Origin of the sequence: Halobacteriovorax sp. ZH5_bin.2, from assembly GCF_043196375.1 — a bacterium.
Classification (GTDB): domain Bacteria; phylum Bdellovibrionota; class Bacteriovoracia; order Bacteriovoracales; family Bacteriovoracaceae; genus Halobacteriovorax_A.
Map to the genome: position 1 here is coordinate 739,882 of NZ_JBEBMJ010000001.1, position 13,769 is coordinate 753,650.

Here is a 13,769-nt window from a genome sequence, read left to right on the forward strand (position 1 = left end):
AAAAAACTAATTTGGTCTTGAGTGTATGTAAATTCCTACAAATTCCCGTAGAATTTTTGTATGAAAAAAATTAACTCTTTGAATTCAATTAAGTACTTATCAATTATAACACTTTCAATAACTCTTCTCTCTTGTGCTTCACCAGAGAAGGAGAGTGTTGGTCAGGCACCGGCAGGTAGCAATACCATTTCATATCAAGATGAAGATAGCATTAAGCATGAACTGGAGCTCTATCAAAATGAACGAGTCCAAAAATGGATTAACTACTTTGCTGTCAAAGACCGTGTTCGTTTTGAGCAATTCATTAAAAAGGGAATGTATTACAAAGAGGTAATTCAAACAGTTCTTGAAGAAGAAGAACTTCCTTATCAACTCTATTATCTTCCGTTAATTGAAAGTGGTTATAATAAGACAGCTCTTTCTCATGCCGGCGCTGTTGGCCCATGGCAATTTATTAAAGCAACTGGAAAACGTTATGGCCTTGCTGTTAACCGTGTTGTTGATGAAAGACGAGATCCTGTCCATAGTACCGAAGCTGCAACGAAATACTTAAAGGATTTATATACGGTTTTCAATTCTTGGGAACTCGCAATTGCAGCCTATAATTGTGGTGAGTTAAGAGTCTTACGCGCCATTATGAAGGGAAGGACTCGTGACTTTTGGGAGCTTGCTGATCGAAAGTTACTTCCAAGAGAGACAAGAAATTACGTTCCTAAATTCTTGGCAGCTGCCTATGTCGGAGAGAACTTATCAAAATTTGGTTTTAATGAAGAGATTATTGCAGAATCTCCAACTTATCCTGACTTAAAATTAGTGGAAGTTCCTGGTGGTGTTCATATTAAAGACGTTGCAAGACATTTTAATATTGAGAGGGATGAGATTGAAAAAATTAACCCTGCACTAAAATATCAGCGCACTCCTAATTGGATTAAACATTATGCAATTTGGCTTCCTCGCAAAGACTATCAAAATATTGAAGAGATTCAAAATAAACTTGCTAGTAGTCGACAGTGGGGGAAACTCAAATCATTTCCAACTCATTACCGTGTGAGAAGGGGAGATTCATTAACGAAAATCTCGCGCCGTTATAAAATCTCTCTTAACAGGCTTAAGAGAATTAACAATTTGAGAAGTAGTCGTATATATCCTGGTCAAAGGCTGGCCCTGCGAGCAAATGAGTACAAGGGTGTTGTTGGTAAGAAGTTCTACTTTGTGAAAAAGAATGATTATCTAGGACGAGTCGCTAGACGTTATGGCCTAAGTGTTTCTTACTTACGAAGGCTAAATGGGATTCATGGCAATAATATATACGTTGGTCAAAAGCTTGATGTAACTAAGGGGGTGAGGGTTTTTCACTATCGTGTTAAGAAGGGAGATAACTTAACACGCATCGCTAAACTCTACAATACAACCACTTATCAAATAAAAAAGAGAAACTCATTAAGATCTAGTAGTCTCTATATTGGGCAGATGTTAAGTATTTAAATAGATTATTATATAAAAAACAAGACATTCTAATTTTAGTCCTGCTAAAATTACATAAATGCAGAGTTTATTAAGCTTTCTATTTAGTACATTATTTTTTGTAAGTTCCCTTACAACGACTCTTCATTATCATGACGAGCAAGAAAGTACTAAGTTGCATCAAGCTTGCCAGGTCTGTATTAAAGTATCTCAGTTTAATTATGATGTAACTGGATCTGACCTTTCTGATGCCATCGAAGCGAGCTTTCTCTTTCTTGTGGCCGAAAGTTATCAGACACTGGTTGGTCACACTTATCAATCTCTTCTCATTCAAACAGCTCCTCGCGGGCCTCCAGCTCATTGTTAATCTAATTACATTCACTTTTTATTTTTTTAATTTAATTAATTAATTTTCAATGAGGTTTATTTTGAAAAACTTATTTTATATTTCTGCTTTATTACTAAGCTCTAATACTTTTGCACAATCACTATCTGATAACTCTAGAGGAAATGGCTTTAATCCGGCCATTGGACTAAACGCCCTGACAATCTATAAGAACTCTTCTCGTGATAATGATCATGATGGATTCTCGCTACAAGAAGCCGAACTTCAGTTTAGTGCCGATGTGGATGCATATTTTAGAGCAGAAGCTACATTTGCAGTACACAAGGAACACCATGAAGAGGGTGGAGAGGAAGAACACGGCTATGCATTTGAGCCAGAAGAAGTATTTGCTGAAACAATTTCTATTCCTGATGTTACGGTAAAACTAGGGAAGTTCTATGCACAGTTTGGTAAGTACAATATGGTGCATACACATGCTCAACCATTTATTTATCGCAGTCTCGTTCAAGAATATATGTTTGGAGAAGAGGGATTAAATGAAGTTGGTGTAGGTGTTTCGTACTTAGCACCACTACCTTGGTACTCTGACTTAACAGTTCAATTTCTTCAGCCAACAAATGAAGAACTATTTGTTGAAGATGCACACTCAATTACTACAGTTGCTAACCTAAAGAACCTTTGGGACTTATCTGAGTCACTTACTTTAGAGTGGGGACTTTCAGGTCTTTACTATAAAGAGCAAGATGAAAAGTCGACTGTTTTAGGAACAGATTTAACTCTAAAATGGCGTCCTGTGAAAAAAGGTAAGTATTCATCATTTGTTTGGTCAACTGAGTTTATCCACAAAGATGTTCAGGGAACAAATGAAGTGAAAAATGGTGGTTACTCGACATTCTTGCGTTATCAATTTGCACCACGTTGGTTTGCTCAAGCTCAGTATGAATTCCTTGGTGTAGCAAAAGATGAGTCTATTGCTGATCAAAACGCATATACTGCACTTTTAGCATTTGTACCAACTGAGTTCTCTGCTGTTAGAATGCAATATGATGAAATTCATGATGGTGAGGATCGCCCAGAGAAAAGGCTGAGCCTTCAACTGAGCTTTAGTATCGGTGCCCATCCGGCACACCAGTACTAGGTCGCTAAAATGAAGACATTTATTATAGGATTGTTTCTTGTTCTAAGTATGAGCTCTTATGCTCAGTTGAATATAGTAACAACGACGACAAATTTGGCCGATATCGCAAAGAAAATTGGTGGAGAGAGTGTGAATGTGCACTCTCTTGCTAAAGGAACTCAAGATCCACACTTTCTTGAGGCCAAACCTAGCTACACTTTTAAAATTGCACGTGCTGATTTATTAATAAGTATTGGCGCAGGTCTTGAAGTTGGCTGGCTACCTCTTGTTGTTAGAGGTGGCCGTAATCCTAAGCTTAGAATTGGACAAGCTGGAAGATTAGAAGCCTATACTCTGGTTTCACTTACTGATGAAGTTAAAGGTAAGCTTACTCGTGCGCATGGTGATGTTCACCCCGAAGGGAATCCACACTTCATGCTATCACCAAGTAAGGCCCTACTAGTTGCTCAGGGGGTGCGCGATCGACTAATTCAACTTGATAGTGAGAATAAGAAAAAGTATGAGTCCAATTACAAAGCGTATGAAAAACGTACGCAAGAAACAATTAGAGCTTTAAGAGCGAAAATACAGAAAGGTACTAAGATCATAACTTATCACCGTACGCTTACTTATTTTTTAGATGAGTTTGGTATTCATGTTCAAAATGTTCTTGAGCCTAAGCCGGGAATACCTCCAACGGCATCTCATATAATCGCTGTTATTAAAGAGATGAAGAAGGAAGGGATTCGTCACATTTTAGTTGAAAATTATTTTGATGATAGTGTGGCAAAAAGAATTCGTACGACGATCAAAGATGTAAAGATTAGAAATGTCCCTGTTGCAGTCGATGGAAGTCCTGAGGCACGTGATTTGTTCTCTCTTTATAATATTCTCGCAAAAGCACTGGAGGATTAGTGGAAGTAATTTCTTTTTTAGCTGCACCGTTTGTCATGTGCTTAATTTTAGTTGGAATTCACTGCTACTTAGGACTTCATGTTCTAAGAAGAGGGGTGATTTTTGTTGATCTCTCACTCGCGCAAGTTGCAAGTCTTGGCTCAACGGTCGCATTACTCCTGCACCTTGATCACCATAGTGGGCTCAATTACTTTGTTTCATTAGGCTTCACTTTTGTGGCCGCAGCTTACTTTGCTTGGGCCAAGAAGTTTGAAAAGTACATTTCACAGGAAGTCTTAATTGCCTTAGTTTATGCTTTCGCTTCTTCAGCTGTCATACTTGTCGTAAACATGATGGCCCATGGTGCAGAACATATTAAAGAAATTCTTATTGGAAAAATACTATGGGTAACCTGGGCCGATGTTATTAAAACCGGTGCTATTTATAGTATTGTTGCTACAATTCACTATATATTCAGAAAACAGATTCTAAGATCTACGCTCGATAAAGATAATAGTTCTGCCTTTTGGGACTTTGTTTTCTTTTCTCTATTTGGTGTTGTCATTACATCATCTGTTGGTATTGCTGGAATATTACTTGTGTTTTCATTCTTAGTCGTACCGGCCCTTATTAGTACTTTACTCTCTCATTGTATTAGATCTCAACTCTTAATTGGTTGGGGGATTGGGTTAGTTTTAAGCTTACTAGGAATGGCATTTAGTTATTTCTACGATCTACCAGCTGGTGCAATTATTGTGGTAGTCTTTACAATTGTTCCAATAGTATTACTACCACTCTTAGTGAATATAAAAATGAGTCGCGCTTAATTTGTGCGACTTATTTAGATTTTCTCACGTCAAGTCAATTCTTATTAAATCGAAAGTGATCTTGTCATATCAATGGGGCAAGATGTTTAAAAATATTTCAATTTGAAAATCTTAACTTATTTTAAATTCTCAAATCTCGTTGTATTGGCGATAACTTTTCTATTGTTAATTTAGTTCCCGGCAACTGATTGTCGGTTTTGGAAAAATAGGGAAGAATATGAATACAGAGCAAACAGGTAAAGTTAAATTTTTTAATGAAACAAAGGGTTTTGGGTTTATTAAACCAGATAGTGGAGAAGGTGATTTATTTGTCCATATCTCAGCTATCGAAAGTGGCAATAAGTTAAATAATAACGATAAAGTAACTTATTTGCTTGGGGAAGGTAAGCGTGGACCTTGTGCAACTCAAGTTAAAAAAGTTTAATTTTTTGAGAGGGACATTTAGTGTCCCTCTACTACCTTACATGACCAATCAAACGAATGAATTCCATAGTCTGGAATCCTAACGAATGCCCAGATATTTCCATTAATTCCACCAACGACATGATCAAGTCTGATTCTAAAACTTCCTGCGGTGAACGATTCCACCTTTGCATCATATTTTGGAATATAGTTGACTTTCTTGCGGTAAGAGAATTCTCTATCTTGGTTTATGTCTTCAACAAATACCTCAATTTCATGAAAGAGTGGGCCACGTCCAAATTGAGACTGATGAATAATAGCATCTGTCACAATAGAGCTCTTATCGTAGTTTACACAGTAATATAGTGGTTGTGATTTAGCTCCGAATTTTGCAAATGATGCAGTTGAAATAAGCATTAAAATAATTAGCTTAGCACTTCTCATTACTACTCCTTTAGTCATTTATTTATTTTACTTCATAGCTAAATTTAAGGGAAATTAACTTAGCTAACTTTTTACTTATGCCGAATCGGGCTGTTAGAAGGAGTCTTCATGGAATTTTTAGAAATAATACTGTTAATAATTGCCGGTTTCATTGTGTGGAAAAAACCACAAAATCAGAAACAAGCAGAAAAAATACTCTATAGTGCTACTATTCTTATGTTACTTATTTGGTTTGTTGCAACTAAGTCTATGATACTTCCACCAGGAAACTATTGAGATGTCTATGACAGATAAGTCTGAGCGTTTTTACAATGTCGTAGCCTTAGCATCGATGGCCTTGATAATCTTACCTGTTGGAATTGCCTGTGTCATATTAGGCTTTGGTCTTGGTGATAATCCTTGTATTCTATGCTGGCAGGAGAGGGTGGCCCTTATGTTTGTCACATTAACGACTCTCTTTATCATGCGTTATGGGCCCAGACCAAAATATCTAGGCCTTTTAATTTTTTATTCGACTATCGGTATTTTTATGGCCCTAAGGCATACGGGAGGGCATTTCTTACGGGATATAGGTCAAGGATTTTCACTTGAGATTTTTGGACTACATACCTACACTTGGGGAGTTGTTATCTTTTGGTCAATTCTATTAATCCTCTCCTTTGTTCTTTTCTTCTTTGGGAATAATCTTGTCGATAATGAAGATGGTGAAGTTCGCTACCTCAGTAAGTTTCAATCATTGGCCTTCGTCTCTTTTTTTGTCATTTTATTTTTAAATTCTATTCAAGCATTTACTCAAGTCGGGCCTCCGCCATTCATAGGACATAGTGATCCTGTGAGGTTCTCATGGACTCCAAAGAACTGGGATTGGTCAACTAAGAATTGGAATGGTCTTCTTAAGCCTTTTAGTCTTAGAGGAAATTATTCTATTGAGAGGCCCTATTTTAAACATGATGTAAGAAGAAAAATTGCCATGTTTCAAAGTGGTGATGATTTAGTTAAAGTTAAGGATATTACTCTTCCAAGTAATATTAGGGGAGAGATTAGAGATATCGACTATCATGTTGAGTCTAAGCTTTTTGCTATTGTAACGGATAAGTTTTATCTTTATCTATTAGATGAGAATTTGGAAAATATTCTTTACTATGTCCGTATTGATCCACTCTATAGTATTGATATTAAGTCTCTTGTGGGTGTTAGCTTTATCAGTCCAAGACGTATTATGGTGATAGGTTTTAATAAATCATTCGTTATTATTCGAATTAATGACAGAGCAAAGATTGTGGATCAGTATGCGGGGTTCTTAGAAGGAACTAATGGTGTTGAAGAAAAAGGTCGTGGTCGTTTATCTAGTGTTCGATCAAAATATGCTTATATCAGATGTCTTGCCTATGATAAGAAAACTCAAGAGTTAGTGATCCTCTCAATTCCAAATGAGAAAAATAATAGAGTCATTGCCACAAGGTTTTCAATAACTGATTTTCTTTTAAATAGTGAGAAAGAGATCTTTATTGATGATAATGACTTAGGCCCTGTTGTTTCTAGTCTCAAGATTATCGATTCTGTTTTATTTGGATTGGAGCCAAATAGTAATGAAATACTTATTCTTGATAATGAATCCGCAGCATTTGTTGGTGCTATAAAATTACCGAAAGGAAACTTTAAGGCCATGGCCGTTTATGAAAATGAACAGTTCGTTCTGGTGGAAGGAAGAATCGCAACTTTCTTTTCAAAATAGTCCTTACTCAAGAGCAGCAAGAATATCATCATTCTTCGTTCGATCTTTATATTCTTTATGGATATCCTGATAGGTGATTTTTGCATTTTTTATAACAAAGACTGCTGGATGAGCGACCATATGATGAGTTTGACCTGAGTCTCCCTCAATATCAATTTTGTAAGATTGCTTATACTTTTTGACAAGCTTATCATCGAGTTTGTTGACGATATTAAAGGCCAAAAGTAGCTCGGCCTTTGGGTCTGAGACAATATCAAAAGTATACTCGTATTTTTTTTGCATTCTCTTCGCAATGATCTTTTGATCAACGCTAATGGCAACTAGCTTAGAGTTTTTATCGAGTTTTGGCATAATCTCTTTTTGAATACTTTGCAGTTGTTTCATACAATATGGACACCAAGAACCACGGTAGAATACGAGAACTGTTTTCTTATCCACATCATCGAGAATGATTTCTTTGCCTTCGATATTTTTAATTTCTAGGTTAGGGGACTTTGTACCTATACCAAGGCCTAACTCTTGGGCGAAAGTAAGAATTGAAAAAAAACTAATTAATAAAACTTTCATTATTGACCCCTTTTGCTTCTTTGGCATGGACTATATGTGTTAATTCTTATAATGTTAGGCTTGTGAAGCAGTCATTTTTTCAACTTACATTCCATGAGTTACAGCAGTTGTTGGAACAAAACGGTCTCAATGTCTCGGCCGCGAATCTTCTTTATAATTGGTATTATAAAAGAAAAAATGAATACAGCAATTCCATTACTGATATTGCCAAGGGGACTCTTTCCTTTATCGATGATAAATTTAGTTTTAATTTACCAAAGGCAGTAAAAGTTCAGCAGGCCGAAGATAAAACGGTAAAATTTCTATTTGAATTGTCTGATGGTTCTAAAGTTGAAAGTGTTCTAATTCCTTTTAATAAGAAATATTCTATCTGTCTTTCTTCACAAGTTGGCTGTGCCATGAAGTGCTCTTTTTGCTTTACTGGAACACAGGGACTAAAGAGAAATCTTTCGGCAGCAGAGATTATTGGGCAATTCTTAGCGGCCTGGCATTGGTTAAGAGAGAATCGTCCGGGTGAAGAGAGAATTCTTAATATTGTTTTTATGGGACAGGGCGAGCCTCTTCATAATTTTGATGAAGTGAAGAAGGCATGTGATATTTTTACATCTCAATATGGAACTTCTATTGGCCATCAAAAAATTACCATATCGACAAGTGGCTATATTCCGGGGTTGAAAAGATGGAAGGATGAAATTCCTGGAGTTAATCTCGCCTTATCTCTACATTCTCCATTTGATGAAATCCGAAATGAACTAATACCAATTAATAGAAAGTATCCGCTAGAAGAAGTTCTGGACTATATCGATGGAATACCTCTTCGCCATAAACAATTTGTGACGTATGAGTATCTCATTATTAAAGAGTTAAATGATCGCCAAGAAGATGCAGTGGCCTTGGGGCAACTTCTTAAGGATCGACGAGCTTTAATTAACCTCATTCCATTCAATGAATTTCCTGGTACTCAGTACAAAAGGCCAGAGTTAGAAAGTGTCAATCAGTTCAAGCTAATTCTAGAAGAGTATAAGATTCCAACAATGGTGCGTACCACTAAGGGTGACGATGTTCTTGCCGCCTGTGGGCAACTCAATACCAAATGATCTGTAATTAGTACATCTCGATCAGGTAAATGATCTTTTAATCGATCCATATGTTCGTTATTCTATTCCTGTATTAATCAAACAAAGGTTTAATAATGGGACGTTTAGTCGATGGAAAATGGATCAATTCTTCAGTTATTACAAGTAACAAAAGTGGAGCTTATGACCGTGTACCGCGATCATTTAGAGAGACAATAAGTAGTGGCCACCCTACGTTTCAACCAGAAAGTGGGCGCTACCATCTTTATGTCAGCTACGCCTGTCCATGGGCACACCGTACGCTTATCTATCGTAAATTAAAGTCACTTGCACCTCATATTGGAGTCAGCGTTGTCTCTCCTGATATGTTAGAGATGGGGTGGAGTTTTGATAAGTCGTTTGAGGGTGCAACTGGCGATGAGTTATATGGTTTAAGTTATCTACAAGAACTCTATTTAAAGGCCGATCCTAAAGTGAGTACAACTGTAACAGTACCTGTTCTATGGGATAAGAAAACCCAAACGATTGTTAATAATGAGTCTTCTGAAATTATTCGAATATTCAACTCTGAGTTTAATGAGCTAACTGGCAATGATGAGGACTATTATCCTGAGGAATTAGCTACAAAAATTGACGAGCTAAATGATTTTATTTATCCCGATATCAATAATGGCGTTTACCGTAGTGGTTTTGCGAAAACTCAAGAAGCTTATGAAGAAGCAGTAACAAAATTGTTCACATCTCTTGATCATCTCGAAGAGGTTCTTGAAGGTCAAAGGTTTTTATTAGGAGATAGGTTAACAGAAGCTGACTTAAGACTAATACCTACTTTACTAAGATTTGATTGTGTTTATGTGACACATTTCAAATGCAACATTAGACGAATCAAAGATTATAAAAACCTTTCTCGCTACGTAAGAGACCTTTATTCAATTGATGCAATTAAAGAGACGACAAATATTGATCATATTAAAAGACACTACTATTACAGTCACGATGATTTGAATCCCTATCGTATAGTTGCCTTAGGGCCAGGTGAAATTTTTTAAGGATAATTAAATGAAACAAAAAGCAATTAAATATATTTTAAATCCACCGCAAAAGCATTGGGTAGGAAATGGCTTTCATGTCCATACGATGTTTCATCCTGGTTATGATATCTATTATTATACGTCTCCATTTCTCATGATGGACTTTGCAGCTCCGAAGAAATTTTCTTCAACGCAAACAAAGAGAGGAGTGGGAGAGCATCCACATCGTGGTTTTGAGACCGTTACTTTTGCCTTTGAAGGTGAGATTGAACATCGAGACTCTGCTGGAGGAGGCGGGATCATTGGAAGTGGTGATGTGCAGTGGATGACGGCCGCAAGTGGAGTTGTGCATGAGGAGTTTCATTCTCCAAAATTTGCAAAAGAAGGTGGTATCTTTGAAATGGTACAAATGTGGGTAAACCTTCCTAAGAAGGATAAGATGACTGCTCCTCGCTATCAAGGCGTTAAGAATGAGAAATTTCCAGTTATTAATCCAAATAAAGGTGTTGAGTTAAAATTAGTTTCAGGAAAATATTCTGGAGAAACAGGCCCTTGTCAGACCTTTACTCCAATAAATCTTATTCAAACAAAAATGGATAAGGATTCTAACTTCTTACTTTCATTGGATGATAAAACAAACTTACTTGTTCTAGTACGAAAAGGAAGTGTTGCAATAAATGGTAATCAAGTTAACGAACACCAATTAGTGATCTTTGAAAGGGATGGCCAAGAGGTTGAGTTATCAAGTAATGTAGGCGCAGAGCTGTTGATCTTAAATGGTGAGCCTATTGATGAGCCAGTCTTTTCACATGGGCCTTTTGTGATGAATACAAGAGAAGAGATCGTACAAGCTTTTGAAGATTATCAATCAGGAAAAATGGGACATTTAAGCTAGTGGATTTATCAGTAGAAGAAGTTGAAAAAAAAATAGGGCGTCGTGAATTTATAACTCTTATGGCCGCTCTTATGTCATTTGCTGCATTATCAATTGATGCAATGTTGCCGGCGCTTAACCTTATTGGTCAAAGCTTAGGTGTACAAAATCCTAATGATAACCAAATGATAATCTCTTTCATATTCTTGGGAATGGGTGTTGGACAACTTTTCTTTGGCCCAATCTCCGATGCTATTGGAAGAAAGCCTGCCATGTATATTGGTATTGCGATTTTCTTTATCGGTGGACTTATCTCTTTAAACGCACAAACTTTTACAATGATGTTAGTCGGCCGTTTTACACAAGGCCTTGGAGCTGCATCCGCAAAGATTATTTCAACTGCAATGGTTAGAGATCGTTTTAGTGGGAAGCTCATGGCCAAGACGATGTCTTTGATTATGATCATCTTCGTTCTCGTTCCAGCTCTTGCTCCAACTATTGGACAAGTCATTCTAAGTTTTGGGGGATGGCGTGATATCTTTCTAATTATGCTAGTTATTGCTGTCGTTTGTCTTACTTGGTTTACCCTAAGACAAGAAGAGACACTACATGAAGAATATCGTAGGCCGCTGTCATATAAGAAGATTAAGGATGCTGCTGTTGAGACTCTTAGTCACCCCGTAACGATTAGCTACACTCTTGCCTCGGGATTAGTATTTGGAGCATTCATTGGTTATTTAAATACTTCTCAACAAGTTTTACAAATTAAGTACGGGCTAGGAGAGGACTTTCCACTTGCTTTTGGTGTACTAGCTTCATTTATTGGCCTTTCTTCATTTCTAAACTCTAGGCTTGTTGAAGAATTTGGTATGAAGAAGTTATGTCGCTTGGCCTTAACGACGATTTCTTTAATCGCAATTACATTCAATATTATTTTACTCTTCACTGGGGGCCTTCCTCCATTCTTTCTATTTTATGGCTTCCTATTGCTAAGTCTTTTTAGCTTTGGTCTTCTCTTTGGAAACTTCATCGCCCTCGCGCTAGAGCCAATGGGCCATATTGCTGGAACTGCAAACTCTGTTGTTAGCTCTGTTCAAATTATCATTTCTGCGACAATTGGAGGGCTAATTGGGCAAATGTATAGTGGTGATGTAACGCCAATTGCAATAGGCTTCTTAGTTTGTAGTACTCTATCTTTATTTATCGTCCTTAAAGTAAAATAAATAGACGAATTAGGTGATTTTTGTTTTCATTAATAGATGTTTAAAACATTTATTACTCTTCTATTTCTTTCTCTAAGTGCTCAGGCCTTTGTTGCTCCTTCTGAGCATATTAGAAAATCTAAATGGGATATTTCTCCCATTCAAATTCAATTTATGTCGGCCTTCTTTGCTTTAGAGCTGATTACTTATTCTATAATTTCACCTTCCTTTGTTAAAACAGATTTTGAGGGAGGAGACTATGATTATAATGAAGACGATCTCTCCGTACCGACGTGGTTATATGAGTTGGGAAATCATGGCCCAGAGTTATTGACTGCTGGAATGTATGGTTACTATCTATTTGGTCGTGATGAATATGCGCTAGAGAAAGCATTTGTTTTTACTGAGTCACTGCTTATTTCCCAAGGGATAACTTTTGGTATTAAGTATTCTGCTAATAAAGAAAGACCAGATAGCTCAAATTACCTTTCATTTCCAAGTGGTCATACAACTCATGCCTTCGCAGTAGGGATGTGGATGAGTAAGGATATCTTTAATAGTAAAAGATTTCATCGCAACTACTTGCTTGCCTCACTCCCTCTCGTTTACGCAACTTATATTGGATGGAGTCGAATCGATGCAAAGAAGCACAGCTTTCGCGATGTTTCTATGGGGGCATTCATTGGTGGTCTAACTAGCTATCTCATGTATGACTTTCACTTTGATGAAAATGGCCGCTACCGCTTTAATAAAAAGAGTAAGATCGTTATTGCACCATCTCTTGATATTATCAATGAGCGCTACGCTCTAAGCTTTGGAATGATGTTATGAAGTATTTATTAGTTTATTTAATAGCACTCTCTGCTTTTGCCGTTAACCGCTTGGACTATTTGTACCGTTTCCCAAATAAGGGCGAGAGTGTTCTAACGTATTCGCTCTATTGGTCACTTGATGAAATGGAATTTGATAATAGAAGTGCTGGGCTTGAAGAGTTCTTTGAGGTTGATCGCTCGGTTCTCGTTGCGGGCCTTGAGTACCGCTATGCTTTCTCTGATAAATTCTTAGCGGCCTTTAGTACTCATGCCGAAATTGCAGACTTTGAAACTCATCTTGAAAACGAACTGGATGAAGAGACTCCAGAGGAGAGTCCTTTTGGAATTTATGATCCTGCAATTGAGTTAAGATATCGCTTTATCGATAAAGATGAAGTGTTTTTTGATGTCAGTACGAAAGTTGTTTGGGGGACGACAAACTCCGCAAAGACTCCACTTAGTAGGACTGTTAGCCCATTTGATGGCCAGGACTATTATCAAATTAATGCGATAGCTGGTATTGATTTTAATACATTCTACTTAATGAGCTATGTTGGTGCTTTTTTTTACAATGGTGGAATAAATCAATTTGAATTTGGAAATGAAAACTTAAAGGCCGAGGATAGTCATCAAGTTGTTATTGGATTTCAAGGACAAATTGATCTTTCTCAATACTTCAAAGCAAGCTTAGGGATGTCGTTCTTATCTGCGGATACTTTTACTCTAACTGGGCAGTCGCAAAGAGTTAATGTTGAGAAATCAACTCAACAAAACTTTTTTCTTAAGTTTGATTATCTGAAATATGAAGATAGAATTGGAATACTAACTTTTAAAGTTAACCAAAGAATTGATCGTTATGATTTACAAGTTGATAATAGTGATCTCTATGTTGCGGACAATTCTTATTTAGATTTTATTTTTCAAGTGGAGAAGTGGTTTTAAATGAAATTCTTGCTTTGCTTTCTATTCTCCTTTCTA

General features: G+C 36.8%; 16 protein-coding genes. 14 read left to right on the forward strand and 2 right to left on the reverse strand.

What is annotated here, in order from left to right; translation table 11 throughout:
* Positions 1 to 60: 60 nt before the first annotated feature.
* The 6 genes from ABMA76_RS03610 (at position 61) to ABMA76_RS03635 (ending at position 5,072) form a co-directional block, all read left to right on the forward strand.
* Positions 61 to 1,485, forward strand: a complete 1,425-nt coding sequence (locus ABMA76_RS03610) for a LysM peptidoglycan-binding domain-containing protein (RefSeq protein WP_392909096.1) — start codon at positions 61 to 63, stop codon at positions 1,483 to 1,485.
* Positions 1,486 to 1,543: 58 nt separating this feature from the next.
* Entirely contained in the window at positions 1,544 to 1,831 is a 288-nt protein-coding gene (locus tag ABMA76_RS03615; protein WP_393060977.1) for a hypothetical protein, read from the forward strand.
* Positions 1,832 to 1,892: 61 nt separating this feature from the next.
* On the forward strand, positions 1,893 to 2,948 hold the full coding sequence (locus ABMA76_RS03620) for a hypothetical protein (protein ID WP_392909100.1): 1,056 nt from the start codon (positions 1,893 to 1,895) through the stop codon (positions 2,946 to 2,948).
* Between the two features lie 9 nt (positions 2,949 to 2,957).
* Positions 2,958 to 3,842, forward strand: a complete 885-nt coding sequence (locus ABMA76_RS03625) for a metal ABC transporter substrate-binding protein (RefSeq protein ID WP_392909102.1) — start codon at positions 2,958 to 2,960, stop codon at positions 3,840 to 3,842.
* On the forward strand, positions 3,842 to 4,648 hold the full coding sequence (locus ABMA76_RS03630; RefSeq protein WP_392909104.1) for a metal ABC transporter permease: 807 nt from the start codon (positions 3,842 to 3,844) through the stop codon (positions 4,646 to 4,648). Before ABMA76_RS03625 ends, ABMA76_RS03630 begins: the two co-directional genes overlap by 1 nt.
* Positions 4,649 to 4,865: 217 nt before the next feature.
* Positions 4,866 to 5,072, forward strand: a complete 207-nt coding sequence (locus ABMA76_RS03635; protein ID WP_392909106.1) for a cold-shock protein — start codon at positions 4,866 to 4,868, stop codon at positions 5,070 to 5,072.
* Positions 5,073 to 5,089: 17 nt separating this feature from the next.
* Here the strand turns inward: ABMA76_RS03635 and ABMA76_RS03640 are convergent, their stop codons facing one another.
* Positions 5,090 to 5,512, reverse strand: a complete 423-nt coding sequence (locus ABMA76_RS03640; RefSeq protein ID WP_392909108.1) for a hypothetical protein — start codon at positions 5,510 to 5,512, stop codon at positions 5,090 to 5,092.
* A 90-nt stretch (positions 5,513 to 5,602) separates the two neighbouring features.
* Here ABMA76_RS03640 and ABMA76_RS03645 point away from each other — a divergent pair, with 90 nt between their 5' ends.
* Both ABMA76_RS03645 and ABMA76_RS03650 read left to right on the forward strand, forming a co-directional pair.
* Positions 5,603 to 5,770, forward strand: coding sequence for a hypothetical protein (locus tag ABMA76_RS03645; RefSeq protein WP_392909110.1), 168 nt, complete (start codon positions 5,603 to 5,605; stop codon positions 5,768 to 5,770).
* 1 nt (position 5,771) lies between these two features.
* Complete coding sequence (locus ABMA76_RS03650) at positions 5,772 to 7,229, forward strand: disulfide bond formation protein B (RefSeq protein ID WP_392909112.1); 1,458 nt, start codon at positions 5,772 to 5,774, stop codon at positions 7,227 to 7,229.
* Positions 7,230 to 7,232: 3 nt separating this feature from the next.
* Here the strand turns inward: ABMA76_RS03650 and ABMA76_RS03655 are convergent, their stop codons facing one another.
* On the reverse strand, positions 7,233 to 7,796 hold the full coding sequence (locus ABMA76_RS03655; RefSeq protein ID WP_392909114.1) for a peroxiredoxin family protein: 564 nt from the start codon (positions 7,794 to 7,796) through the stop codon (positions 7,233 to 7,235).
* 62 nt (positions 7,797 to 7,858) lie between these two features.
* On the opposite strand from ABMA76_RS03655, the gene rlmN reads away from it, so the two are divergent.
* From rlmN to ABMA76_RS03685, 6 genes are all read left to right on the forward strand, one after another.
* Positions 7,859 to 8,893, forward strand: coding sequence for a 23S rRNA (adenine(2503)-C(2))-methyltransferase RlmN (rlmN, locus tag ABMA76_RS03660; RefSeq protein ID WP_393060979.1), 1,035 nt, complete (start codon positions 7,859 to 7,861; stop codon positions 8,891 to 8,893).
* Positions 8,894 to 8,988: 95 nt separating this feature from the next.
* Positions 8,989 to 9,921 carry a glutathione S-transferase family protein gene (locus ABMA76_RS03665; RefSeq protein ID WP_392909118.1) on the forward strand — a complete coding sequence of 311 codons (933 nt, stop codon included), beginning with the start codon at positions 8,989 to 8,991 and terminating at the stop codon, positions 9,919 to 9,921.
* Between the two features lie 10 nt (positions 9,922 to 9,931).
* Positions 9,932 to 10,798, forward strand: coding sequence for a pirin family protein (locus tag ABMA76_RS03670; RefSeq protein WP_392909120.1), 867 nt, complete (start codon positions 9,932 to 9,934; stop codon positions 10,796 to 10,798).
* The gene (locus ABMA76_RS03675) at positions 10,798 to 12,000 is read left to right on the forward strand and encodes a multidrug effflux MFS transporter (protein WP_392909121.1); all 1,203 of its coding nucleotides are present in this window, start codon (positions 10,798 to 10,800) and stop codon (positions 11,998 to 12,000) included. Before ABMA76_RS03670 ends, ABMA76_RS03675 begins: the two co-directional genes overlap by 1 nt.
* Positions 12,001 to 12,036: 36 nt before the next feature.
* Positions 12,037 to 12,810, forward strand: coding sequence for a phosphatase PAP2 family protein (locus tag ABMA76_RS03680; protein WP_392909123.1), 774 nt, complete (start codon positions 12,037 to 12,039; stop codon positions 12,808 to 12,810).
* Positions 12,807 to 13,733, forward strand: a complete 927-nt coding sequence (locus ABMA76_RS03685) for a hypothetical protein (protein WP_392909125.1) — start codon at positions 12,807 to 12,809, stop codon at positions 13,731 to 13,733. Before ABMA76_RS03680 ends, ABMA76_RS03685 begins: the two co-directional genes overlap by 4 nt.
* Positions 13,734 to 13,769 lie beyond the last annotated feature (36 nt).

Coding starts and splice junctions, on each gene's coding strand:
- ABMA76_RS03650 (WP_392909112.1), top strand. CDS start 5,772: ATGTCTATGACAGATAAGTCTGAGCGTTTTTACAATGTCGTAGCCTTA.
- ABMA76_RS03610 (WP_392909096.1), top strand. CDS start 61: ATGAAAAAAATTAACTCTTTGAATTCAATTAAGTACTTATCAATTATA.
- ABMA76_RS03685 (WP_392909125.1), top strand. CDS start 12,807: ATGAAGTATTTATTAGTTTATTTAATAGCACTCTCTGCTTTTGCCGTT.
- ABMA76_RS03645 (WP_392909110.1), top strand. CDS start 5,603: ATGGAATTTTTAGAAATAATACTGTTAATAATTGCCGGTTTCATTGTG.
- ABMA76_RS03635 (WP_392909106.1), top strand. CDS start 4,866: ATGAATACAGAGCAAACAGGTAAAGTTAAATTTTTTAATGAAACAAAG.
- ABMA76_RS03680 (WP_392909123.1), top strand. CDS start 12,037: ATGTTTAAAACATTTATTACTCTTCTATTTCTTTCTCTAAGTGCTCAG.
- ABMA76_RS03615 (WP_393060977.1), top strand. CDS start 1,544: ATGCAGAGTTTATTAAGCTTTCTATTTAGTACATTATTTTTTGTAAGT.
- ABMA76_RS03625 (WP_392909102.1), top strand. CDS start 2,958: ATGAAGACATTTATTATAGGATTGTTTCTTGTTCTAAGTATGAGCTCT.
- ABMA76_RS03670 (WP_392909120.1), top strand. CDS start 9,932: ATGAAACAAAAAGCAATTAAATATATTTTAAATCCACCGCAAAAGCAT.
- ABMA76_RS03655 (WP_392909114.1), bottom strand. CDS start 7,796: ATGAAAGTTTTATTAATTAGTTTTTTTTCAATTCTTACTTTCGCCCAA.
- ABMA76_RS03665 (WP_392909118.1), top strand. CDS start 8,989: ATGGGACGTTTAGTCGATGGAAAATGGATCAATTCTTCAGTTATTACA.
- ABMA76_RS03640 (WP_392909108.1), bottom strand. CDS start 5,512: ATGACTAAAGGAGTAGTAATGAGAAGTGCTAAGCTAATTATTTTAATG.